Raw genomic sequence first — 24577 nt, forward strand, 5'->3', positions numbered from 1 at the left:
GCGAGTGAAATGGAGAAAAAAACCGTCACCTTTGTTGCAAAGATGGATGAGTTTTTGCAAAACGTTGTGAGTCAATGTCATGAGCTGGGCGTTTCTGAAGATATCCACATTGAGGCCATTCGGGTCGATCAGCTGCCGCTTCGATCGATTAGCCCGGGAGCGTTGGTGGTTATTTCGACCAATAGCATCATGCCACTTGTAGAGCCGTACGTACCACAGGGCTCGAAAATAATTGTGGCGACACGGATGCTGCCGTACAACAATTTGCGCGGTGTCCTGGAGATTCCAAAGGGAGTCAAGGTGCTGCTCGTCAGCGACACAGAAGAGACGGCGTTTGAAAATGCTGAGCTGCTGCGAGCATCGGGAATGGACTTTGACATCTACCCGTACTATCCTGGTGCGGATTATCCGGCAGATATCGAAATCGCTGTAACTCCGGGCGAGCCCGAGCACGTGCCGGCCCATATTCGCAAGGTCGTGGATATCGGTTCGCGCAGCATTGATTTGTCTACGTGGCTGGCAATCTACGCTCATTTTAACAGCGGCAATTTTCAACGGGTGACAGCGCGTGCCATGCAATCGCTCATGTATATCACCAAGCAATTAAGTCATGAAATCCAGCACGCTCGTCTGCTCGGCCAGTATTTGGAGTCCATCGTCAATCGGATCGAGGATGCGGTTATCGCCTTTGATGAAAAAGAACTGATTCGATTCGTCAATCAAAAAGCGATTGAAACGCTCAATCTCGGAGGAAGCCAAGTCGTGGGTGAGGCAGCGGTGAACTGCTTGCCGCAGGATTTCTACGAATGTATTTCGCAATGTGAAGAAAACGAGGATATTTTGGTAGATTGGGCGAACAAAACCTTCTTTTTCCGCAAAATGCATATTGTCATGGAAGGCAGTTTTCTCGGGAGCTTGCTGTTGTTTCGCAAAGCGCAAGAGATTGAAAAGCTGGAGCATGATTATCGCATGCGTCTCTACAGCAAGGGATTGGTAGCCAAATACCAGTTTGAAGATATTTATGGGGAAAGCCCTTCCTTTCAAAAAGTAATCCAGATCGCCCGGAAAATTGCCCGTAGCAACTCTACTGTGCTTCTTTTGGGTGAAACAGGGACAGGAAAGGAATTGCTCGCCCAGGCTATCCACAATGCCTCGCCGCGCAGACGAGAGCCATTCGTCGGTGTCAACTTTGCAGCGATCTCCGAGACGCTTTTGGAGAGTGAGCTGTTCGGCTACGAGGAGGGTGCTTTTACAGGAGCGAGAAAGGGCGGACACATGGGCTGGTTCGAGCTCGCTCACAAGGGCACGATCTTTCTCGACGAGATCGGAGACGCCAGCGGAGCGATTCAAAATCGTCTGCTTCGCGTACTACAGGAGCGCCAGATCATGCGAGTTGGGGGCAATAAGGTTATTCCGACTGATATACGCGTCATCGCTGCGACGAATCAGGATTTGCCACGCATGATTCGCGAAGGCTCCTTTCGCGCTGATCTTTACTATCGGTTGAACATTTTGCCAATCCATCTGCCGCCGCTTCGCAATCGTCGTGAGGACATTGGCTGGCTGGTTCAGCAATTCGTGAAAAAGTATTCGTTCGATTTGCGGCGGGCTCCCTTCACGTTGTCGAGTGAAGCGCTAAAGGCGATGGAGCAGTATGAGTGGCCAGGAAATATCCGCGAGCTGGAGAATGTCGTGGAATATTTGGCACACGTGGTCGAGGATGAGGCGTATGTGTACCAGCTGCCATTTCTCCGCGAGGTAATGGATTCGCCTTTGCCTGCGGATTCTCTCTCAGACGAATGCGCTGCGATCTGTGAAGAATTCGAGAAGCGAGGGTTTCTTGAGGAAATGGTATCGATCCTCCACAATCTGAAGCGAGGCGGGACGGGCAGATACGTGCTGCAGGAGCAGCTGCAGGAGACTGGACTTACGATGTCATCACAGCAGCTACGCTACCGATTAAAGCTGTTGCAGCAGGAAGAGCTGATTCACGTCGGGAAAGGAAGACAAGGGAGTCAGATTTCATCCAAGGGAGAGGCGTTTCTTTCCTATTTTCAAATGAGGAAAATGGAGGCGAACTGACATGAAGGAGTACTGGGAGCAGCAAGCGTTAGCGCAAAAAGAAGCCTATGTCGCTGATCTGAAATCGTTTCTTGCAATCAACAGCATCGAAGACATGTCGACGGCAACAGAAGGTAAGCCTTTTGGCGAAGGGGTCGCACAGGCACTGGAAGCGATGCTCGCTCGTGGCGAAAATGACGGCTTCCAGACGAAAAATCTGGAGGGCTATGCAGGAACGATCGAGTACGGGGATGGAGAGGAGGAAGTCGGCGTCCTCGTGCATGTGGACGTCGTGACGGTGGGAGAAGGCTGGATTACCCCTCCATTTGAACCGAGCATACGTGATGGGAAAATTTATGCGCGTGGAGCGATCGACGACAAAGGTCCGGCACTTGCTGCCTATTATGCGCTGAAAATGGTAAAGGACTCGGGGCAGCCGTTACAGAAGCGTGTTCGCTTCATCATCGGAACGGATGAAGAAAGCGGCTGGCTGTGCATGAAATATTTTGCCGAGCACGATCAGGTTCCGAGAATCGGCTTCTCTCCCGACTCTTCCTTTCCAATGACACATGCGGAAAAGGGTCAAATCAATCCGACACTGACAATCCCGCATCATGTACCTACGGGCAAGGCAAATGGTTGGAGCTTGGTATCGTTTGTCTCAGGCGATCAGGGAAATAGTGTTCCGGACAAAGCGGTTGCCGTTATTAACTACGATCATGAGGCAAAGGATGAAGCAGCCCTTCAGGAGATTGTAGGGCAGTGGAGGGAGTTCCTTCAGATGCATCGAGCGACTGGCGAACTGGAGCAAACAGAAGTCGGGCAGCTGCAATTTTCGATAGCGGGCAAGCCTGCACATGGGATGGAGCCATTCCGAGGTGTGAATGCAGGAACACTGCTCGCATCGTTTTTGAAAACGCTCTCGTTTGAAGCTTCTGAGTTTTCGTTTCTTTCGCTTCTCTCGGACATTTTGCATGAGGATCATTATGGCGAGCAGCTGCACATGGCCTGCGAGGATGAGGTATCAGGCAAGCTGACCGTCAATGCAGGGATATTGCGCTACAACCAACTAGAAGGAGGCAGTGTCCGCCTGAATATCCGCTACCCAGCAACAATTTCCTGTCAGGAATACGTGGAAAAGCTGGAGCGGCGAGTGGACGAGCTGGGCTGGACGATCTCCAATCTGCGCACCTCCAAATCGCATTACGTACCAAAGGATCATCCCGTCATAGAAACATTGTCTCGCGTCTATGAGGAGCATACTGGGCTACCTGCTCATCTGTTGTCCTCCGGGGGAGCTACCTACGCGAAAATCATGAGTGCCGGTGTTGCTTTCGGACCGCTTTTCCCAGGAAAAGAATCCACCGCTCATTTGGCGAATGAGTACGCCGAAATCGATGATCTGCTGAAGGCGATGGCCATTTACGCCCATGCAATCTACGAGCTGGCGAAATAAAACGAGGAGGACTTCGATGTCAAACTATCTGGTAAAACGCGTTTTGATGATGATCGTCACGCTCTGGATCATTGTGACGCTGACGTTTTCCTTGATGCATGCGATCCCGGGCAATCCGTTTGCCTCTGAATCGGATCAGCTTCCAGAGCAAATTCTCAACAACCTGCGGGCCAAATACAATCTGGATCAGCCTTTGCCCGTGCAGTACGTGCTTTATTTGAAAAATTTGCTGATGTTTGATTTGGGTCCGTCTATTAAATCCGACTCGCGCGGGGTCAATGATATGATCTCCGATGGCTTTGGCGCTTCAGCCTGGTTGGGTGCGCAAGCGATCAGCATTGCTCTCGTATTCGGTATTCTGTTCGGAATTATTGCTGCACTCAATCGCAACAAGTGGCTTGATTATGTGGCGATGGCGCTCGCTGTCATGGGTGTTGCGATTCCGAGCTTCATCATGGCACCGCTTCTTATCAACTATCTTGCAATCAAGGTTACGATCTTTCCAGTTGCGACTTGGGGGACGTGGATGCATACCGTTTTGCCGTCTCTCGCCCTGGCATTCGGTCCTGTCGCGGTGATCACGCGATACATGCGGGCCAGCATGATTGAAGTCATGAATCAGAACTACATTCGTACAGCAGAGGCAAAAGGCATCCCGATGTGGATCATTGTCATTCGTCATGGTATTCGCAATGCGATTCTGCCAGTCGTTACGTTTTTGGGACCACTGATTGCTTCTTTGATTACAGGAACCTTTGTCGTGGAGAAAATTTTTGCGATTCCAGGTATCGGGAAGTACTTCGTAGATGGAATTTTCAACCGTGACTATCCGGTGATTTTGGGGACGACGATCTTTTACAGTGCGATTTTGATTGTCACGATCTTTTTGATCGATATCGCGTACACCCTGATTGACCCGCGGATCAAGCTGACCAATAAGGAGAGATAACCATTGGCAATGGAACAAAGAATAGACCCGTTATTTCGCCCGTTGACCAAAAGCACGCAGGCCAATGTGATCTCACGGCCGAGTCTTAGCAATGCGCAGCAAGTGATTCGCAAGCTGATCAAAAACAAATTGGCGATGCTTGGGCTGGTTATCATCGTATTGCTGGTGGGCATGGCGATTGTTGGACCGAGCATGGTTCCGTACAGCTATTCGGATCAGAGCTTGTTGACAAAAAACCAGGAGATTTCCTCGGAGCATTGGTTTGGTACCGACGAGCTGGGACGCGACATGTTTGCCCGTACATGGTATGGAGCGAGGATTTCACTGACGATTGGTGTCGTAGCAGCGCTGATTGACCTAGTCATCGGTGTTACGGTTGGAGGTATTGCTGGCTACATGGCAGGGCGTGGCAAGCGCGGCGATCGCATCGATACAATTATCATGCGCGTTATTGAGGTACTGTATGGACTTCCGTACCTGTTGGTTGTCATTTTGCTGATGGTAGTCATGGAGCCAGGAATGCTTACGATTATTATCGCTTTGTCCGCGACTGGCTGGACCGGGATGGCGCGACTGGTGCGCGGTCAAATTTTGCAGCTGAAGAACCAGGAATTTATTTTGGCAGCTCAAGTACTGGGAGCCAAATTTACACGAATTTTATTGAAGCATTTGATTCCGAATACAATTGGCGTCATTATCGTGAATCTGACCTTTACGATTCCCTCTGCGATCTTTGCCGAGTCGTTCCTGAGCTTTTTGGGGCTTGGTGTACAAGCACCTGTAGCGAGCTGGGGAACGATGACAAACGATGGCCTTGGTGTTATTTTGACTGGCGATTGGTGGCGTCTGTTTTTCCCTGCCTTGATGATTTCCTTGACGATGTTTGCCTTTAACGTATTTGGTGACGGCTTGCAGGACGCGCTGGACCCACGGTTGCGTGACTAGGGTCGTTTAATAGATTGCCCAGCAAAGGCGACTAGAGACGGGGGGAGTAATAACGATGAAGCAGCATTTGCTAGAAATCGAGAATTTAAAAGTGAACTTCAAGACGTACGGTGGGGAAGTCCAGGCTGTGCGCGGGGTTTCCTTTCATGTAGACAAAGGCGAAACGGTCGCGATTGTGGGAGAGAGCGGCTGTGGCAAGAGTGTGACGGCTCAAGCTATTATGGGGCTGATCCCGAATCCTCCAGGTAAAATTGTGGGGGGCAAGGTGAATTTCGAAGGGAAAGAGATCACGCATTTGCCGAAGAAGGAACTGCTTGGTATTCGTGGGACGCAGATCGGGATGGTCTTCCAAGATCCGATGACTGCCCTGAATCCGACGATGAAGGTAGGAACCCAGATTGTAGAAGGCTTCGTTCGCAGTCAAAAGGTGACGAGAGAAGAAGCGCGAAAACGGGCAATTGAAATGCTCGGACTGGTAGGCATCCCTGACCCGGAAAAACGGATTGATCAATATCCGCACCAATTTAGTGGAGGAATGCGTCAGCGTGTCGTTATCGCCATCGCACTCGCTTGTCAGCCAAAGCTGGTTATCGCTGATGAACCGACGACTGCACTCGACGTAACCATCCAGGCGCAAATTCTTGACCTGTTGAAGCGACTTCAGGAAGAGCAGGAGCTATCGGTTGTCATCATTACCCATGACCTGGGAGTGGTAGCAGAGGTTGCTCATCGCATGGTTGTCATGTATGCGGGAATGGTCGTAGAGACGGGAACCGTCGAAGATGTGTTTGCCAATCCCCGCCATCCGTACACATGGGGACTGATGCGTTCGCTGCCACGTCTGGATGAGGGTGAGAAGCAGCGCTTGATACCGATTGAAGGAAGTCCGCCAGATTTATTCCAACCGCCAAAGGGCTGCCCATTTGCTGCTCGATGTGATTTTGCTATGGAAATTTGCGATCAACAGATGCCGGTAACGAGTGAGTTTGCAGAGGGACATCAGGCAGCATGCTGGCTGCACGACCCGCGGGCGCCACGTATCGAAGAGCTGGTTGCAGCAGGGAGGCAAGGAGTATGACGCAGGCACTTGTAGAAGTACGTAATTTGAAAAAGTACTTTTCAATTGGACAAGAGTTTGACCTCAAAGCGGTAGATGGTGTTTCCTTTACGATCAATAAGGGCGAAACGCTTGGTCTGGTAGGGGAGAGCGGCTGCGGAAAGTCCACGCTGGGACGTACGATTATCAGACTGTATGAGAATACGGACGGAGAGGTCTTGTTTAAAGGAAAGAATGTGCACAAGCTGAGTGGAAAGGAAGCAGGTCAGTTTAATCGCGACGTGCAGATGATTTTTCAAGACCCGCAGGCGAGTCTGAACCCGCGCATGACGGTGGAGGATATCGTTGCAGAAGGTCTGGATATTCACGGTCTCAACCGGGGAATGCGCCGGGAGCGTGTGGCGGAGCTGTTGCAGCTGGTAGGATTGCATCGTGATCACGCGCAGCGATTCCCACATGAATTCAGTGGTGGTCAGAGGCAGCGGATCGGGATTGCGCGAGCGCTAGCTGTAGAGCCGGAGTTTATCATTGCTGACGAGCCGATCTCTGCACTGGACGTCTCGATTCAAGCACAGGTCGTGAATTTGCTGGAAGACCTGCAGCAAGATCGCGGTCTGACCTATTTGTTCATCGCGCATGACTTGTCTATGGTTAAGCACATATCAAACCGGATTGGTGTCATGTACTTGGGCAAGCTGGTAGAGCTGGCAACGAGTAACGAGCTGTATGCTCGTCCGCTTCATCCGTATACGCAGGCGCTGCTCTCTTCCGTGCCGGTACCAGACCCGACTGTCAAGCGGGAGCGAATTGTTCTCCAGGGGGATTTGCCAAGTCCGGCGAACAAGCCGAGTGGCTGTGGATTTCGCACTCGTTGCCCGCTGGCGACAGCACGCTGTGCAGAGGAAGAGCCTGTATGGCAGGAGGCAGAGGCTGGACACTGGGTTGCTTGTCATATGATTTGAGGAAATTGACTGTGTGAGCATGATAAAAAGACGTTCCGATGCCGGAGCGTCTTTTTTGCGTACAGTGTGGAAAATGAGCCAACTCATTTCGTTTCTGCCCACGCTTCATAAATTTTGTCCGTATACGTACTGATCGAATGGTCATACATCGGATACGCATACCCCAGGTCTTTTGCAACCGCTTTGGAATATTTTCGAAATAGCTCATAGCAAGTAAACAATGACTCCCACATGCTTTGATAGCTCTTTCCGGAATAGGTGGACAGTAGTGCCTCCCAATCTTCCTTTGGAAGATAGCGATCTATAAATTTGTAGTTCTTTCCGACGCTAAAGGAATAGCCTTGCTCTGAACCAATTTGCCAAGCCATCATACGCAGCAAATTGGGCCTGGCGACCTCATGTAGATGGTCAATCGCAAACAGGATCTCTTTTCTCGCTAATCCTTTGACGACATAAGTAGAGACATTCCAAAATTCATTGCAGCAATCATCAAACTCTCTTGCCGTCGGTTTTTTGATCCAATACTTGCGGTCGCTCGCAATCACTTCTTCTTTGATGCGACTATCTTTATCCAGCAAGACCTCCACTAAACCGTCACTACTGGCAAAATAATCATCTATCTCGTCACAAGGAATGAGCGTCAGGTCCAATTTGTTGCCATCTTCAAAAAGAATGATATAGGAAAACCAGTTCCCTAGTTCTGGCGGAAACAGCTCCATGTCTTCGGGTTTTTGCATCATGAGCCGTTTCCCGAATTGGTCGAGCCAGTGATCATTTTCCTTGAAAGAATCCATATCCGTGATGAAATAAGAAACGTCATAATCCTGAAATTGGTCTGAGGGAATGTTTTTATTTGTCCGAGATCCTTCCAATGTGACTAGGCGGATTCGATCATCCTTCACGGCAAAATCTACAAACATACTCATCATTTCATGCTCTGTTCTCAACGCGAGGAATCCTCCCTCTTTTAAAGTGTGTAAGTCTCGCAATTTACTTAGATATAGTAGAAGCAGGTAAGAATCAGAGAGAACAAAATCAGACAGGCTCCTATTGTCAAAAGAAGATACGTTCCAAGCCGTGCAATTGTTTCCTTTTTTTGTTCAAAAGCAGGATCATTTGATTGGAACATATCATTCTCGATCATGCGCGGCTTGCGGAAGAACATGCCTTTCAGCTGTTTGAAGCCGCGCAAGAAGACGACAAAGAAACCGGAACGAACAACAAGGGCTAAGCATCCGACCATCAAAAAGAAAAGGCCGAATAAAAAGCTTTGATTAATGATGGATAACAAAAGCATAGGTTGCATAGTCATTCCGAGGATTAGGCTGCTAATAACTGCCATTGCGAGTAGGAGAGTTATCCATTTTTTCACGTACAAAACACGTCCTTTTGAAAATTTGTAGCGATACGCTCAGCCTCTCGCATAAAAGCGAGCACTGCAGGTGAAGCATTCGCCAAAGTAGGTACTGTTAATCCAATGTGACGGGTAACGAGTGGGGAGAGCTCCATGACTGCTACCTGGGGCAAGGAGGCTGGTAGGGTGAGGGCAGGTATGACTGAGACTCCGACTCCGGCTTCTACCATAGCAAGGATCGTAGCGTTGTCAGCTACCTCATATGCCGTCTGGGGCTCTAATCCCTTCTTTTGAAACTCGCTGCTGATCAATCGTTCACAGCCCGCCATAGGCATGATGAAGGGTTCATCTGCTAGCTGCTCCAACGTCACTGAGGACTTTGTCGCGAGTGGATGGTGAGCTGGCAGTACAGCATGCAGGTTGTCACGAATCAGCAAGGTTCCTTCTAATCCTGCTTCGGGCCAGGGATGAAAGCCGACATCAACCACGCCAGTTTGCAGCCATTGCTTGATTTCCTGATAGGAGCCTTCGAACACCCGTGTATCCATCTGTGGATAGCGCTTTTGAATGGATTGTAATAAAGCAGGCAAAAAGCTTGTGGTCATGCTGGGAAAGGAACCGATGCGGATTGTAGCTTGGTGAATCCCAGCAGCTTGGGCAGAGATTCTCTTGATGGCAGCTGTCTGTTCTAAAATGATTCGCGCACTGGCGTCTACCTGCCCTCCGGCTGCTGTCAGCTTGACGCCAGTGCGACTTCGTGTGAACAGGCTAATGCCCAGCTCCTTTTCCAGCGCATGGATGGTATGACTGACACCTGATTGGCTCAAGCCGATTTTTTCACCTGCACGGGTGAAGCTGCCACTATCACTGACTGCGACGAGTACCTCCATTTGAAACAAAGTCATTCGACTTCTTCCTTCCATGAAGTTTTATTCATGCTAGGTATGCGAAACCTTCAGTTTACTTGGAATCTTCTTGTATTTATGATGAAAGCAAGAACGATTCCATCGGTTCATGAAGGAGAGAAAACGATGAAAGCTGTGAAGGTATACCATGTAGATGCATTTACCAGGAAACCGTTTGCCGGAAATCCAGCAGGTGTCATACCAGATGCAAGTACTTTGACTTTACCGCAAATGCTGCAGATTGCCAATGAGCTGAACCTGCCTGAATCAGCATTTTTGCTGCCGTCTTCGCATCCAGAGGCAGATTATCGCATCCGCTATTTCTCGCCGACCGTCGAGATCAATTTTTGTGGGCATGCAACAGTAGCCTCAACATGGGTGCTAGCAACCGAGTTTGGTTGGCTGGAAAAAGGAAAGCGCATCGTATTCGAAACTAATGTGGGATTGATTCCTGTCGAGCTCGAAGTACAGGATGGTCAATTGCAACGGGTAACGATGACACAGATCACGCCCTCCGTCAAGGAAATAGCTTTGGACCCTGCAGCAGTTGCAAGGATGGTGGGGATACGGACAGATGATATCGATGAACGCTATCCCATGAAGCTGGCTTCTACGGGAGGACTGCATCTGCTTGTCCCCGTGCAAACAAAAGAGGCGATTAATCAAGCAGTACCATCACTGGCTGAGCTGGCTGCGATGAACCAGGAGCATGGCATTACGACCACACATTTGTTCTCTTGGGATGCTCCTGATGGCTACAATCTGTATACCCGTGACTTTGCACCTGCTATCGGGATTCCAGAAGATCCGGTAACAGGCGCTGCAAACGGGGCGCTAGCTGGGTATCTGGCCTTGGAGAATTTGCTCCCTGCAGGTGAGGAGCATCACCTCGTGGTCGGTCAAGGACAGGCGATTAATCGACCAGGCACGCTTTACATTACGATCAATACATCGGCACAAGATCCGGTTATTCGTGTTGCCGGTGAGGCGCATATAACGATAGCAGGAGAATTAGGCTTGCCGTTGGAATAAAGCAGCGAGCCAGTCCCCCCTTGAGACCGAAACAAGCAGGTCTAGGGGGATTTTTTCTTTTCTTTGCCGTTTTACGAAATCAGGACGCGATTCTCATGGAAAAATGTCCGTATTTTTACGCTATAATAGGGGGCAGGAACAAGCAGAGAGAGGGATTTTAGGTGGAACATCTTAGTGGTTCACACGACTCAGCACTCGTAGTATTATCGTATATCGTTGCGGTTGTCTCCTCGTACACCGTTCTCGACTTGGTTGGGAGAATCAGCACGCTCACAGGGGAAAAGCGATGGTTATGGATTTCATTTGGCGCGGTTGCCATGGGAATGGGGATTTGGTCGATGCATTTTGTCGGGATGCTAGCCTTTTCCTTGCCGGTTCCAGTGGAATACGATCTACTCATTGTATTTCTCTCTGTGGTTGTTGCCATTATCGCATCTTTCATTGCTTTGCATATTGTTTGCCGCCAGCACGTCACTTCGCGTCAGCTGCTAGGTAGTGGACTGCTGCTCGCTGCTGGAATTGCCTCGATGCATTATATCGGGATGTCTGCGATGCTCATTAAAATCACGTACGATCCCCTTTATTTTTCACTTTCGATCGTAAATGCAATCGTTGCCTCTCTGGCTGCACTATGGCTGGCAATTTCCTTTCGCAGGGGGGAAAAGCAAGGGGCTGTCTGGAGAAAGCTCGCCAGTGGACTCGTCATGGGCGCTGCGATTACAGGCATGCATTACACAGGGATGATGGCAGCGCATTTTTCGTTCGAAGACAGAACTGCGCTTTCCTCAGGAAAACTTTTGGACCAGGAGTGGCTCGCTTATTTTATTGCAGCTGGTACCTTGATGACACTAGGGTTATCGCTGATCGGTATCGTCATCTCCAAGCGCTTGTCCACGAAAGATTCAGAGATCGAAGCAAAGACGAATGAGATTTATCTGATGAATCAGGAATTGCGTGAGCTAAACGAGAATTTGGAGCAACTGGTCAAGGAACGGACAGCCCAGCTAGAAAAAGCTCATGATGACGCGATACAGGCGAATCAGGTCAAAAGCCAGTTTTTAGCCAATATGAGCCATGAGCTCCGTACTCCTTTGAACGCCATTATCGGGTATAGCGAGATGCTGATGGAAGACGCTGAAGATTTGGGAGAGCCTGTCTTTGTAGAAGACTTGGGGAAAATCAATAAAGCAGGGAAGCATCTGCTCTCGCTCATCAATGACATATTGGATATTTCCAAGATTGAAGCGGGGAAAATGGATGTCTTCTATGAAAGCTGCGACTTGGCCGTTTTGATTAGCGAGGTGCAAAACACAATCGCGCCACTGATCGAACGAAATCAAAACCAATTAATTGTGTCGAAAGTAGACGGTCAGCTTCGTACAGATGTCATGAAGCTGCGCCAAATTTTGATGAACCTGCTCAGTAATGCCAGCAAATTTACGACAGCAGGCACGATCCGTTTTGATATTTTTCCGCAAGCTCGTGACAGTAAAGCGGGCTTTTGCTTTCGGATTCAAGATACAGGTATCGGCATGACTCCTGAGCAAACGGACAAGCTATTCCAGCCTTTCATGCAAGCAGACTCGTCAACCACACGAAAATACGGTGGAACAGGTCTCGGGCTGGCGATCAGCAGGCACTTTTGTATCTTGATGGGCGGTGTGATCGAGGTCGAGAGCGAGCTTGGTACTGGCAGTACTTTTACATGCTGGTTACCCAATCAGTAACACAGATCCACCCCCCCTCCCGAACACGGGATAATGGAGGGGTGCTTACATCTTCACCAAAATAATCAATGCGGCTCCCAGCGCAGCTTGCGAGCCTGCGTGTATCGTTCCAGTACATACGGCCAATTTACAATATTCCACCAGCCCTCTACATATTTGTCGCGCTGGTTTTGGTACAACAGAAAATAAGCATGTTCCCATACGTCGAGAACAAGGAGCGGTACGACATCCCATTGTGAAAGGTTTTGATGCTTTTCTGCGGTGAGAATTTCCAGGTGCTGGGCTCGCGGTGACCAAACAAGGATTGCCCAGCCAGGGCCTTCCACTTTTTCAGCAGCCTGGCTAAATTGTTTTTGAAAAGCGGCGTAGCTACCAAAGTAACGATTGATCGCTTCTGCTAGCTCTCCGGACGGCTCGCCGCCGCCATTTGGACTCATCGAAGGCCAGAAAATGGTGTGCAAGTAATGACCGGCTCCGTTAAAGGCCAGCTCACGCTCCCAGTGCCGAATTAAATCAAAATTGCCGCTGTTTCGGGCTTCTGCCAGCTTGCGTTCCGCTGTATTGAGGTCATCTACGTACTTTTGATGCAGCTTGTCATGGTGGATATGCATGGTTGCTTCATCAATATAAGGCTCCAGGGCATTGTAGGCGTAGGGCAAGGGTGGTAGTGTATGTCGACCGACTCCGACAGGCCTGGCGACGCGTACGGGCTCACGAGCAGAAGGATAGGAGATCGGTGTGGGGATGGCGATTATTGCATCGTGCATGACCTCAGGAATAGGCTCGGGTTCCTGAATGCTAGGGATACTTTGAGCAGGCTGGGCCACGGAGGTAGTGGTTGTCTCCTCAGGAAGCTCTTCCTCCTGCAGCTGGGCCAACCGCAAGAAGTGATGAAATTGTTTTTGTACCTCTTCAGCTTTAAAGAGAAGGGCAGGGAGCTCTTCCCTGTTTTTATTTGCATCAAGCAAGGAAGCCTTTCTCCCGATTTGGGTGAACGTCTCCTCGAATTTATGCAAATGCCGTTCGAGCTCTCGACCCAGCGGTTTGCTTTTTCTCAGATGTTCAATCCATTGGCGGCCCCACTGGCTCCAATCCAGTAAATGTTTTGTTTGCTCATCCAATTTAGGTCCCTCCTTCTTGTGGGCAATTCTCCTCTACAATCTATGGCAGGAGCCCAGAGAAGGTGCGGCATTCGCGGAGTACAAGAAATTTAGGCTCCGCATATGGTAGTAGCACAAATGCCATAGTGGTATGCTGTACTATATTCATTACAACAGGGGAGACACATTTGCATGAGTAGAGAATACGCGATAGCCGTAATTGATTCAGGAGTGGGAGGATTAACCGTAGCCAAGGAAGTCATGCGACAGTTGCCCGAGGAACGGATCTTATATGTAGGAGATAATGCACGTTGTCCGTACGGCTCCAAGTCACCGGAGGAGATTCGCGCGTTCAGCTTTCAAATGATTGACTTTGTTCGGCAGACACCACTAAAAGCACTGGTCATTGCCTGTAATACAGCAACAGCTGTCGTCTTGGATGAAGCGATGGCTTATTTACCGTTACCCGTCATCGGGGTGATTGAACCAGGGGCGCGTGCAGCTGTCCAAGCAACCAAAAGCGGACGAATCGGAGTCATCGGTACCGAAACAACGATCCGTACAAAAGCATATGAGCGTGCCTTGCTGCGTGCTCAGCCAGATTTGTTTGTGTCAGGCTTGGCCTGCCCCGATTTTGTGCCTCTTGTAGAAAATCATCTGGCCAGCTCAGATAAAGCCCGGGAAGTAGTAAAAGAGACGCTTGCGCCACTGATCCGTGAAGAGCTGGATACGCTGATTTTGGGTTGTACCCATTACCCGCTACTGGCACCGATTATTCAGGAGGTCATGGGAGATCGGGTGCGCTTGATCAATTCCGCTGAGGAAACAGCACGCGAGCTGTCAAGCCAAATTATTGCGGAGGCCAAGAGTCGCAATAGCGTTAGCATTCAGCCGGAGCATCTGTTCATTACGAGCGGTGACAGAGATCGCTTTCGTTCCATTGCAGAAGAGTGGCTGGATTGTCACGTCGAGGTACAGCACCACTCTCTGGAAAAATCGGTCGAGGCATAACTTTCAGACAGCAGCCGTCAGACAAACTTTCAACGCATAAACCCAAGCCCTGCTCGTATACATGGTAGTACAAAGTGTCTGGAGGAGGCTGGGGATATGAAGAAAAGACACATAGGCAAAATGACGGCTGTGCTGGGGGTCAGCGCCATGCTGTTGTCGGGCTGCGGTCTCTTTGGCCCGGAAAAAGAAACGATCAGTATTGATGCACCGCCGCAATCGGAGGTAGTCGCAGGAGTCGAAAATGGAACTCCGACGGCTGGTACCGTTGCGCCAGGAACAGAAGGGACGGAGCCTGCAGTCCAAGCGACCTCAGAACATACGGTGTATCTCTTGGATGCGAATGGATATGTGGTACCCGTTTCGTTGGTTCTCCCTAAAGTGGAAGGCCCCGCCAAGCAAGTGTTAAGCTACATGGTGAAGGGTGGTCCAGTAGAGGGAATGCTCCAAGGCGGATTCTCTGCCGTATTGCCACAGGGCACTGAAGTCAAAGGCTTACTCATTAAAAACGGAGTTGCGACAGTCGACTTTTCCAAGGAATTCAAAACCTATGACGAAAAGGACGAAAAGCGGATTCTCGATGCGGTTACCCGAGCAATGACTGAGTTTAGTACGGTAAAAAGCGTGCAAATCTGGGTGAATGGAACCCCGTTGACCGAGATGCCAGCAGCGAATACACCGATTACCCAGCTTGATCGCAATCAAGGGGTCAATCTGGAGCTGGCTGATGGTGCTATCCCTGGAAACACCTCCGCGGTTACGGTCTATTTCCAGGGACAGCTGGATGATGCACGTACCTACTATGTGCCAGTCACTCGTCTGGTTCCCGAAACGGCTGACGTAGCCAAGGCGACGGTGGAGGAGTTGATCAAGGGTCCAAAACAAGGCTCCCAATTGTTCAGCTCGCTGCTCCGTACTACCCGTGTATTGGATGTCAAACAGGAAAAAGAATTGATTACCGTCAACCTGAGCAGCGATATCCTCAAATACGATGACGGAAAAGAAGCAAGTCCGGAAGCCTTGCAATCTCTCGTTCTTTCACTGACGGAGAGCACCGGGGCCAAAAAAGTACAGCTCCTGGTTGAGGGAAAACCACTTGCCAACACAGACTTTACAAAGCCTGTCAGTCGCCCAATCCAACTCAATTCGATGCAGTTCTAATCCACAAATGTTTCTATGCCACGCCCGTCCCCGCGAGCGTGGTTTTTTGCTTGATTCGCTTTTGCCATCCGCCAGATGGAACGGCCAACCATGATCGAGAATAACGTAACAAAACATCCTGCGATAAAGCATACCAACCGAGGATCAGCTATGGTCAGCACCCAACCGCCGACCAGCATCGATAAGCCGATGAGTACGTTGGAGAGAGTCATTTCCAGGGCAAACACGCGCCCGTGATACTGCGGACTGACATGACGCATCAATAGCGTATTCAGGCTGGCATTGCCCATTCCACCTGCAATCGTAGACAGCGCGTAAAAAAGAGCCGTGACGTAAATCGTCGGGGAGAAGCTGGTCAACAAAAATGCAAATCCTTCAACTGCAAGGCCGACCGAAGCAACCTCATACGGGTAGCGTTGGAGCCGTCCAGCAATCAGTCCGCCGACAATAAAGCCAAGTCCGATCGCCCCGTACAGTAGCCCGATTCCCATTTTTCCTGCATCAAAAACTTGATAGGCATATACACTGATCAGCACATTGATAATTCCGCCGCCGATTGGCCAAAGGGTCGTCAGCAGCAAAACGGCATAAACGATGGGCGTCTTTTGGATGAAATGAAGCACATCCTTGTAAGAGGTGGCTTGCTCGGACGCTGTTTGGTTTTGTACCTCCTCCTGAATCTGACTCTTTGGGACGTTCAATCTGACTAATAGGATTGCTGAAGCCACAAACGACAGGGAGTTATAAATGAAGGCGATGTCGCTCCCCCACAGGGCGATAAACACACCACCGACAAGCGAGCCGATGGCCATGACGATCCCGAATACGCTTTGATCAAGTGCGTTAGCGGAGGCCAATTCATTTTGGGAAACGATTTGAGGGAGGATGGAGAGCCGGGACGGATTATACATCGCGGAAAAGGCGACGAGTAAAAAAGTACCCGTGTACACAATCCATAAATCAGCCTCCTTGGATACGAATAGAAAAGAAAGCGCAATGACAGCACGGGCCAAATCACAAGCGATGAGTACGCCTTTACGATTGAAGCGATCGGCTAACCAGCCGCCGAGTGGGCCGAAAATGAGATGTGGCAAGGTTCGAAGTGCCAGTGTTATGCCGATGGCCATGGCGCTACCGGTAATTTCGAGCAGTAGGCTAAGTACAGCTACACTGTTGAACCAATCGCCAATACCGCTTAACAAATTTGCAGAGAGCAGCCTTCTTACATTCGGTTTTTGCAGGACGGGGTACAGTTTCACATGAATTCATCACCTTTTATTAGTCATTTATCTAATTAGATATTATTTAAATCGAAATCAAGTGGCAAGCGTTTTTTTGTTTGAAGTGGAATTGGCGATGGTAAAGTCATGCGAATATTTGAAATTGATGTAAATAGGGGATCGTTGTTTGGGCAGTGGCAGATCGTTTCCTGCCTCTGGTATAATGAGCGAAGTGTATCAAAGTGATTTAGGAGGAACTTGGAATGAGAGTGGATGGCCGTGCCCATGACCAGTTGCGTCCCGTTACTATTACGCGCAACTACATTAAACACGCAGAAGGATCGTGCCTAATCGAAGTAGGAGATACCAAGGTGATTTGTACGGCGACTCTGGAAGATCGGGTTCCACCTTTTATGCGTGGTGGCGGGAAGGGCTGGATCACAGCCGAGTATTCCATGCTTCCCAGAGCAACAGCGACACGTAACGCCCGGGAGTCGTCCAAAGGAAAAGTTGGAGGACGCACCATGGAGATTCAGCGTCTGATCGGACGCGCACTTCGATCGGTTGTTCATTTAGAAGCGATGGGAGAGCGTACGATTTGGCTGGATTGTGACGTCATTCAGGCAGATGGCGGAACGCGTACCGCTTCGATTACTGGAGCGTATGTAGCGATGGTAGATGCGATGCAAAAGCTGGTGGACAGCGGCACGTGGAAGCAATTGCCCTTGAACGATTTTCTTGCAGCGACTTCAGTCGGTGTCGTTGGTGAAGAGACCGTGCTTGACCTGAATTATAAGGAAGACTCGAGCGCGACTGTTGATATGAACGTTGTCATGACAGGCAAAGGCAAATTTGTTGAGCTGCAAGGAACTGGTGAAGATGCACCGTTTTCACCCGAACAGCTACAGGAAATGATCGCCCTTGCCAAAATCGGTATCGATAATCTCATCCAAAGTCAAAAACAGGCCCTCACAGGTGTGTCGCTTTCCTTTGCAGAAAACGTAGCGGAGCAAAGCCATGTCTGAGCGCAGAAGGGTCGTACTGGCCACACGCAACCAGGGGAAAGTTAAAGAGTTTAATCGGCTGTTTGCTGATCTCGGATGGGAAGGAATCAGTCTGGCCGAGTTTGAGGGCGTGCCAGAAGTGATAGAGGACGGCGAGACATTTGAAGCCAATGCATTGAAAAAGGCGATTGAGATTTCTACATACTTAAACCTGCCAGCACTTGGCGATGATTCTGGGCTGGAGGTAGATGCACTGGACGGTCGACCAGGCGTCTACTCCGCCAGATATGCTGGCGAGGATGCAACTGATGAAAAAAACTGGCGCAAGCTGCTGGATGAGCTGGATGGTGTGCCGATGGAAAGGCGGACAGCGCGTTTCCGCTGTACGATTGCATTCGTGGTGCCTGGCTTTGAGCCTGTGATTACGACTGGCTCATGTGAGGGATTGATTGCAAAAGAGCCAAAAGGAACAAATGGCTTTGGATACGATCCTGTCTTCTATATTCCAGAAATGGAGAAGATGATGGCTCAGCTCTTGCCTGAGGAAAAGAATCAAATCAGCCACAGAGCCCGTGCCATGAATCATTTGCTAGAAGCACTCAAATAGGCTCTTGCAGGAACCCTTTAGAGTGAAGAGGAGGACATAAAAGCCTCCAAGGAGAGCGAGAACAAGGGAGTGAGTCGCGATGGGGATTCTCGTAATGAGTGACAGTCATGGACTGGTACGCGAGGTCAGACAGGTGACAGATCGGCATACAGTGGAGAAAATATTGCACTGTGGAGACTTTTGTGTAGATCACGAGCGCGAGCCGTTTTCGGGTATGACTCTCGTTCGCGGAAACTGCGACACAACCAAGGCAGTGCCTACAGAGCAGCAAACCCATTGGCGTGACTTGAACATTCTCCAGACTCATGGCCATTTGTATGGCGTCAAAAGCTCGCTCTTGCGTCTACATTACAGGGCGGAGGAGACAGGGGCAAATGTGGTTGTATTTGGTCATTCTCATGTCCCTGCCTGTGGTGTGGAGAGGGGAATCTTGTTTCTCAATCCAGGCAGCCTGCAAATGCCCCGTGGCTTTGATGTTCCGACGTACGCGATTTTAGAGGAGTCAGGGGTCACACCAAAGGCTGTGAATGTAACGGTTTCTTTCTATGATCATATGGGCAATCCGGTACGGGAGCTGGGCGGGAATTACTCGCTTCGGCGCTGATTCGGCGGCTTCTTGTAAAGTGAAAGATTTGTGCTATACTAGAATGGTTAAAATGGCTAGAATATTATCATCCGAGCCTGCGAAGATTTCACGGCGCGGCTGGCGATGTTCTGTTGATTCGATTTAGGAGGGGAAGTTTACGTGGCAGCAAATTGGGAAAAGGTAGAGAATAACCAGGGAGTCCTGACGGTTGAAGTAGATGCTTCGCAAGTAGACGCAGCATTGGATCAGGCGTTTAAAAAAGTGGTACAAAAAGTTCAGGTTCCAGGGTTCCGTAAAGGAAAAATTCCACGCAAAATGTTCGAAGCTCGTTTTGGTGTAGAATCTTTGTACCAAGACGCTCTTGACATCCTGTTGCCAAATGCTTACGGACAAGCTGTTCGTGAAGCTGGTATCGAGCCAGTAGATCGTCCAGAAGTAGACGTATCGCAAATGGAGAAAGGTAAAAACCTGATCTTCAAGGCGACTGTAACTGTGAAGCCTGAAGTGAAGCTGGGCGACTACAAAAACCTCAGCATCGAAGAAAAAGAATTCACTGTAAGCGACGAGAGTGTAGATGCTGAACTGAAGCGTATGCAAGAGCGTCACGCAGAACTCGTAGCAGTTGAAGAAGGCGCCGCACAAAACACTGACCAGGCTGTAATCGATTTCGAAGGCTTCCAAGATGGTGTAGCTTTTGAAGGCGGTAAAGCAGAAGACTACTCCCTGGAGCTGGGTTCCGGTACTTTCATCGCTGGTTTCGAAGAGCAAGTAGTAGGAATGAACGTAGGCGAAGAAAAAGAAATCACTGTAACTTTCCCAGAAGAGTACCACTCTCCTAACCTCGCAGGTAAAGAAGCGGTATTCAAAGTGAAATTGAACAGCCTGAAGCGCAAAAATCTGCCAGCTTTGGACGATGAGTTTGCAAAAGACGTGAGCGAGTTCGACACGCTGGAAGAGCTGAAAGCTGACACCAAGAAAAAACTCGAAGAAAAAACAGCACAAGAAAAAGATCAATACGTTCGTGAACAACTCGTGCTGAAAGCAGCTGAAAATGCTGAGATCGAACTGCCAGAAGTAATGGTTGAGCATGAGCTGGATCAAATGGTATCCGAATTTGGTCAACGCCTGCAATACCAAGGCATGACACTGGAGCTGTACTACCAGTTCTCCGGTATGGATGAGAGCCAGCTGCGTGATCAATTGCGTGCAGACGCTACATCCCGTGTTCGCACTTCCCTGACTTTGGAAGCAATCGGCAAAGCAGAAAACATCGAAGCGACTGAAGAAGACGTAACAGCAGAGCTGGAAAAGCTGGCAGCAACCTATGGCCGCCCTGCAGACGAGTTGCGTAAAATCTTCTCCGCTCAAGACGGTATGGCAGCACTGTACCGCGATGTGCAAACTCGCAAAACCGTTGATTTCCTAGTTGCAGAAAGCAAGGTAAATGCATAAGCTTAGGAAGAACGCATGATTGGTCAGTGGGCAGGCAACGCCTGAATGCTGGCTGGAAGACTACAAGGCACGAGAAGATCGTGCCTTGTTTTTCCACCATTGGACTTTTTTTGCGCGATCCTTCTCAATTAAAGGGGAATCCCTTTTACCGGTAAAGGAGGAAGATACATATGCTAATACCTATGGTCATCGAGCAAACCAGTAGAGGCGAGCGCTCCTACGATATATACTCGCGCCTCTTGAAGGACCGGATTATTCTACTGGGTACAGAGATTGACGACGAGATTGCCAATCTGGTAGTAGCCCAGCTGCTCTTTTTGCAGGCGGAGGATCCGGACAAAGACATATCCCTATACATAAACTCACCAGGTGGTTCTGTAACAGCAGGCATGGCTATCTACGACACGATGCAGTACATTAAACCTGATGTGTCCACGATTTGTGTGGGCATGGCTGCAAGTATGGGTGCATTCCTACTCGCGGCTGGTGCAAAAGGGAAACGTTTTGCATTGCCGAACAGTGAAGTGATGATTCACCAACCACTTGGCGGCGTGCGTGGCCAAGCTGAGGATATCCGTATTCATGCGGAGTGGATTCTCAAAACGAAACGCCAACTCAATCAGATTTTGTCTGAGCGCACGGGTCAGCCGTACGAGAGAGTAGAGCAGGATACCGATCGCGACAATTTCATGAGCGCAGAAGACGCAAAGGCCTATGGATTGATTGACACGATTATCGAACGCAAAAACTGACCTGTTGTGAGGTGAAGCGCATGTTTAAGTTTAACGACGACAAAGGCCAACTGAAGTGTTCCTTCTGCGGCAAGTCCCAGGAACAGGTGCGCAAGCTGGTAGCTGGTCCTGGTGTATACATTTGTGACGAGTGTATCGAACTGTGCAACGAAATTGTACAGGAAGAGCTGGGCACTGAAGAAGAAATTGATATGAAGGAAATCCCAAAACCGGTAGATATTCGCAAAATCCTCGACGATTATGTCATCGGACAGGACATGGCGAAAAAATCTCTCTCGGTTGCGGTATACAACCACTACAAACGGATTAACTCCGGAGCTAAGATCGAGGATGTAGAGCTGCAAAAATCCAACATCATGCTGATCGGTCCGACTGGTAGCGGTAAAACGTTGCTTGCACAAACATTGGCGCGTATCCTGAACGTACCATTCGCAATCGCGGATGCAACCTCTTTGACTGAGGCGGGTTACGTTGGTGAAGATGTGGAAAACATCTTGCTCAAGCTGATTCAAGCGGCTGATTACGATGTAGAAAAAGCGGAAAAAGGCATTATCTACATCGATGAGATTGACAAAGTAGCACGTAAGTCTGAAAATCCATCCATCACTCGTGATGTTTCTGGTGAAGGCGTACAGCAAGCTTTGCTCAAAATCTTGGAAGGTACGGTAGCGAGTGTTCCACCACAAGGCGGACGCAAGCATCCACATCAGGAGTTTATCCAGATCGATACCTCCAACATTTTGTTCATTTGTGGCGGTGCGTTTGACGGCGTAGAGCAAATCATCAAGCGTCGTCTGGGCAAAAAAGTCATCGGCTTTGGTGCAGACTTCGGCGATGGCGTCAAAGCAGATCTGAAAGCTGGCGAATACTTGAAGTATGTATTGCCGGAAGACCTGCTGAAGTTCGGTCTGATTCCAGAGTTTGTGGGACGTTTGCCAGTCCTTGCGACGCTGGAGCCATTGGATGAAGAAACACTCATCCGCATCCTGACTGAACCGAAAAACTCCTTGGTCAAACAGTATCAAAAGCTGCTGAGCCTCGATGGAGTAGAGCTGGAGTTTGATGCTGGTGCTCTCTTGCAAATCGCGAAAGAAGCCATCAAGCGAAACACCGGTGCGCGCGGACTGCGTGCGATTATCGAGCAAATCATGCTGGATATGATGTATGAGCTGCCATCCCGCGAGGATGTCACCAAGTGCGTGATTACGGAAGAAACCGTACGCGACAAAGTGAAGCCGCAGCTTACCACCAAAGACGGCAGAGAGATGCGCGGCGAAACTGCTTAATCAACGATTCTATACACACGAGCCATCCCGTACATTGCGGGGTGGTTTTTTCTTATTCTGGTTGAATGATTTGGTAACTCCTGTGCCGGTACTGGTTTATGGTTTATGACTTCGTTTGCGGGGCAATACTACTTGATATCGTTCAAGAGACGCTTTTACATATCGGTAAAAAGCATCCAGCCGCAATGGGAGGGATTCACATGAACTATACATTGGTCATTGCAGTTATAGAAGTAGTGGTTGGAATCATTATTGGCACCTACTTCTGGAACTTACTGCGAGCGCAAAGAAACAACAAGACCTCAACGGAAAAAGAATCGCGCAAGGACCTCGACACCATCCGAAAAATGAGAATGATTGCTTTGACAGAGCCGCTTTCTGAAAAAACAAGACCGAGTACATTGGAAGAAATCGTAGGACAAGAGGATGGGCTTCGTGCCTTGCGCGCAGCCTTGTGTGGACCAAATCCACAGCATGTCATCATCTATGGCCCTCCAGGTGTGGGAAAAACCGCAGCAGCGAGGGTAGTACTGGAAGAAGCGAAAAAGAATCAGCTTTCTCCTTTTTCATCAGATGCCAAGTTCATTGAGATTGACGCTACGATTGCACGTTTTGACGAGCGAGGAATTGCGGACCCGCTGATAGGATCTGTCCATGATCCGATTTACCAAGGCGCAGGCTCGCTCGGACAAGCAGGAATTCCACAGCCCAAGCCAGGAGCGGTCACCAAAGCCCATGGGGGAATGCTCTTCCTAGATGAGATTGGTGAGCTGCACCCAGTTCAAATGAATAAGCTGCTCAAAGTGCTGGAAGATCGGAAAGTGATGCTGGAAAGCGCTTATTACAGCGAGGAAAACAACCAGATTCCTTCGCATATTCACGATGTCTTCAAGTACGGCTTGCCAGCGGATTTCAGATTGGTGGGAGCTACGACTAGGCTGCCGGATGAATTGCCTGCTGCACTCCGATCGCGATGTCTGGAAATCTTTTTCCGTCCGTTAAAAGCGGGTGAGATTGGAAGCATTGTTCGCACTGCGGTACCGAAAATGCAAATGACGATCGACGATGACGCTGTTTCAGTCATCGAGCGTTATGCCACCAATGGCCGGGAAGCGATAAATACACTTCAAATTGCAGCGGGGATTGCCCTGACCGAACAGCGTAAGGAGATTCATGCCTCTGACGTGGAATGGGTCATGCACAGTAGTCAAAAATCACCTCGACCCGAAAAGCATGTACACGATACTCCACAAGTCGGGCTGGTTAACGGACTGGCGGTATATGGGCCAAATATGGGCAGCGTCATGGAGCTGGAGGTAACAGCCTCACTTGCAGAGCTTCCAGGCCAAGGGCGTATTGCCATGACGGGGATGGCTGAGGAAGAAGAAATGGGTAGCCGCAGCCGGACGATTCGCCGCAAGTCGATGGCCAAAGGCTCTATCGAAAATGTGATCACCGTTTTGCAGCGGATGGGAGTTCGTCCGTGCGATTACGATCTTCACATTAACTTTCCAGGGGGAATTCCGGTAGACGGTCCTTCTGCGGGTATTACCATTGCCACAGCGATTTACTCAGCGATAAAAGAAAAGCCGGTTGACAATCTCCTCGCGATGACGGGAGAAGTCAGTATTCACGGGAAAGTAAAACCAGTGGGTGGAGTCGTAGCAAAAGTAGAGGCAGCCAGACAAGCGGGAGCGACGCGTGTGTTAATCCCGGAGGAAAACTGGCAGAGCATTTTTAACGATATCCAGGGGATCGAGATCATTCCAGTTACAACTGTCTCGCAGGTCATTGAGCTCGCGATACAAGAAGGGTCTCAAACTGAAACCGAAGAGCCAGGCTTCACGCTCCAGCTGCCTGCAGATGATTTGGCTTCCTCGCCTATGTCCCTGTAACAGTCCAGAGCGCCCGTGGATTAGACATCGGATTGTGTTTGCGCTACAATGGAAAAAA

General features: G+C 49.6%; 22 protein-coding genes. 17 read left to right on the top strand and 5 right to left on the bottom strand.

Annotated elements, in window-relative coordinates:
* Nucleotides 1–9: 9 nt before the first annotated feature.
* From C3B52_RS20185 to C3B52_RS20210, 6 genes are read left to right on the top strand one after another with little or no spacing between them, the layout of a single operon-like run.
* Nucleotides 10–2082, top strand: coding sequence for a sigma-54 interaction domain-containing protein (locus C3B52_RS20185; protein ID WP_103108209.1), 2073 nt, complete (start codon nucleotides 10–12; stop codon nucleotides 2080–2082).
* A gap of 1 nt (nucleotide 2083) precedes the next feature.
* Nucleotides 2084–3517, top strand: coding sequence for a dipeptidase PepV (gene pepV / locus C3B52_RS20190; RefSeq protein ID WP_103108210.1), 1434 nt, complete (start codon nucleotides 2084–2086; stop codon nucleotides 3515–3517).
* A 16-nt stretch (nucleotides 3518–3533) separates the two neighbouring features.
* A complete protein-coding gene (locus C3B52_RS20195; protein WP_103108211.1) occupies nucleotides 3534–4466 on the top strand; it encodes an ABC transporter permease in 933 nt (310 codons plus the stop codon).
* A gap of 9 nt (nucleotides 4467–4475) precedes the next feature.
* Nucleotides 4476–5411 (top strand): ABC transporter permease, encoded by a 936-nt coding sequence (locus C3B52_RS20200; protein WP_235615801.1) that lies wholly within the window; start codon nucleotides 4476–4478, stop codon nucleotides 5409–5411.
* A gap of 55 nt (nucleotides 5412–5466) precedes the next feature.
* Nucleotides 5467–6489, top strand: a complete 1023-nt coding sequence (locus tag C3B52_RS20205; RefSeq protein ID WP_103108213.1) for an ABC transporter ATP-binding protein — start codon at nucleotides 5467–5469, stop codon at nucleotides 6487–6489.
* A complete protein-coding gene (locus C3B52_RS20210; protein ID WP_103108214.1) occupies nucleotides 6486–7430 on the top strand; it encodes an ABC transporter ATP-binding protein in 945 nt (314 codons plus the stop codon). Before C3B52_RS20205 ends, C3B52_RS20210 begins: the two co-directional genes overlap by 4 nt.
* 83 nt (nucleotides 7431–7513) lie before the next feature.
* Here C3B52_RS20210 and ant(6) read toward each other — a convergent pair whose 3' ends face one another.
* Genes ant(6) through C3B52_RS20225 form a run of 3 tightly spaced genes read right to left on the bottom strand, consistent with a single transcriptional unit; the run spans nucleotide 7514 to nucleotide 9689 of the window.
* Nucleotides 7514–8377: an aminoglycoside 6-adenylyltransferase gene (ant(6), locus tag C3B52_RS20215; protein ID WP_103108215.1), complete on the bottom strand. Its 864-nt coding sequence runs from the start codon at nucleotides 8375–8377 to the stop codon at nucleotides 7514–7516.
* Between the two features lie 47 nt (nucleotides 8378–8424).
* On the bottom strand, nucleotides 8425–8802 hold the full coding sequence (locus C3B52_RS20220; protein ID WP_103108323.1) for a DUF3899 domain-containing protein: 378 nt from the start codon (nucleotides 8800–8802) through the stop codon (nucleotides 8425–8427).
* Entirely contained in the window at nucleotides 8799–9689 is an 891-nt protein-coding gene (locus C3B52_RS20225; protein ID WP_103108216.1) for a LysR family transcriptional regulator, read from the bottom strand. The genes C3B52_RS20220 and C3B52_RS20225 overlap by 4 nt, the downstream gene beginning before the upstream one ends.
* Before the next feature lie 126 nt (nucleotides 9690–9815).
* On the opposite strand from C3B52_RS20225, the gene C3B52_RS20230 reads away from it, so the two are divergent.
* On the top strand, nucleotides 9816–10721 hold the full coding sequence (locus C3B52_RS20230; protein WP_103108217.1) for a PhzF family phenazine biosynthesis protein: 906 nt from the start codon (nucleotides 9816–9818) through the stop codon (nucleotides 10719–10721).
* 161 nt (nucleotides 10722–10882) lie between these two features.
* The gene (locus C3B52_RS20235) at nucleotides 10883–12448 is read left to right on the top strand and encodes an MHYT domain-containing protein (RefSeq protein ID WP_103108218.1); all 1566 of its coding nucleotides are present in this window, start codon (nucleotides 10883–10885) and stop codon (nucleotides 12446–12448) included.
* A gap of 65 nt (nucleotides 12449–12513) precedes the next feature.
* Here C3B52_RS20235 and C3B52_RS20240 read toward each other — a convergent pair whose 3' ends face one another.
* Nucleotides 12514–13569 (bottom strand): superoxide dismutase, encoded by a 1056-nt coding sequence (locus tag C3B52_RS20240; RefSeq protein WP_103108219.1) that lies wholly within the window; start codon nucleotides 13567–13569, stop codon nucleotides 12514–12516.
* Between the two features lie 171 nt (nucleotides 13570–13740).
* Between C3B52_RS20240 and racE the strand changes: the two genes are divergently transcribed.
* Nucleotides 13741–14559: a glutamate racemase gene (gene racE / locus C3B52_RS20245; protein WP_103108220.1), complete on the top strand. Its 819-nt coding sequence runs from the start codon at nucleotides 13741–13743 to the stop codon at nucleotides 14557–14559.
* 96 nt (nucleotides 14560–14655) lie between these two features.
* Entirely contained in the window at nucleotides 14656–15717 is a 1062-nt protein-coding gene (locus tag C3B52_RS20250; RefSeq protein ID WP_103108221.1) for a GerMN domain-containing protein, read from the top strand.
* Here the strand turns inward: C3B52_RS20250 and C3B52_RS20255 are convergent.
* Nucleotides 15714–16976 carry an MFS transporter gene (locus C3B52_RS20255; RefSeq protein WP_103108222.1) on the bottom strand — a complete coding sequence of 421 codons (1263 nt, stop codon included), beginning with the start codon at nucleotides 16974–16976 and terminating at the stop codon, nucleotides 15714–15716. The genes C3B52_RS20250 and C3B52_RS20255 overlap by 4 nt on opposite strands.
* A gap of 224 nt (nucleotides 16977–17200) precedes the next feature.
* On the opposite strand from C3B52_RS20255, the gene rph reads away from it, so the two are divergent.
* The 7 genes from rph to lonB all read left to right on the top strand — a co-directional run bounded on the left by rph (nucleotide 17201) and on the right by lonB (nucleotide 24519).
* Entirely contained in the window at nucleotides 17201–17962 is a 762-nt protein-coding gene (gene rph, locus C3B52_RS20260) for a ribonuclease PH (protein ID WP_103108223.1), read from the top strand.
* Nucleotides 17955–18548, top strand: coding sequence for an XTP/dITP diphosphatase (locus tag C3B52_RS20265; protein WP_103108224.1), 594 nt, complete (start codon nucleotides 17955–17957; stop codon nucleotides 18546–18548). The genes rph and C3B52_RS20265 overlap by 8 nt, the downstream gene beginning before the upstream one ends.
* Nucleotides 18549–18627: 79 nt before the next feature.
* Nucleotides 18628–19152: a metallophosphoesterase family protein gene (locus C3B52_RS20270; RefSeq protein WP_103108225.1), complete on the top strand. Its 525-nt coding sequence runs from the start codon at nucleotides 18628–18630 to the stop codon at nucleotides 19150–19152.
* Nucleotides 19153–19293: 141 nt separating this feature from the next.
* Nucleotides 19294–20586: a trigger factor gene (gene tig / locus C3B52_RS20275; protein ID WP_103108226.1), complete on the top strand. Its 1293-nt coding sequence runs from the start codon at nucleotides 19294–19296 to the stop codon at nucleotides 20584–20586.
* A gap of 170 nt (nucleotides 20587–20756) precedes the next feature.
* Nucleotides 20757–21338 carry an ATP-dependent Clp endopeptidase proteolytic subunit ClpP gene (clpP, locus tag C3B52_RS20280; RefSeq protein ID WP_049737870.1) on the top strand — a complete coding sequence of 194 codons (582 nt, stop codon included), beginning with the start codon at nucleotides 20757–20759 and terminating at the stop codon, nucleotides 21336–21338.
* Nucleotides 21339–21358: 20 nt separating this feature from the next.
* Entirely contained in the window at nucleotides 21359–22624 is a 1266-nt protein-coding gene (gene clpX / locus C3B52_RS20285; RefSeq protein ID WP_049737871.1) for an ATP-dependent protease ATP-binding subunit ClpX, read from the top strand.
* Nucleotides 22625–22824: 200 nt separating this feature from the next.
* On the top strand, nucleotides 22825–24519 hold the full coding sequence (lonB, locus tag C3B52_RS20290) for an ATP-dependent protease LonB (protein WP_103108227.1): 1695 nt from the start codon (nucleotides 22825–22827) through the stop codon (nucleotides 24517–24519).
* Nucleotides 24520–24577 lie beyond the last annotated feature (58 nt).

This window comes from Brevibacillus reuszeri, from assembly GCF_002897295.1.
GTDB lineage: Bacteria > Bacillota > Bacilli > Brevibacillales > Brevibacillaceae > Brevibacillus > Brevibacillus reuszeri_A.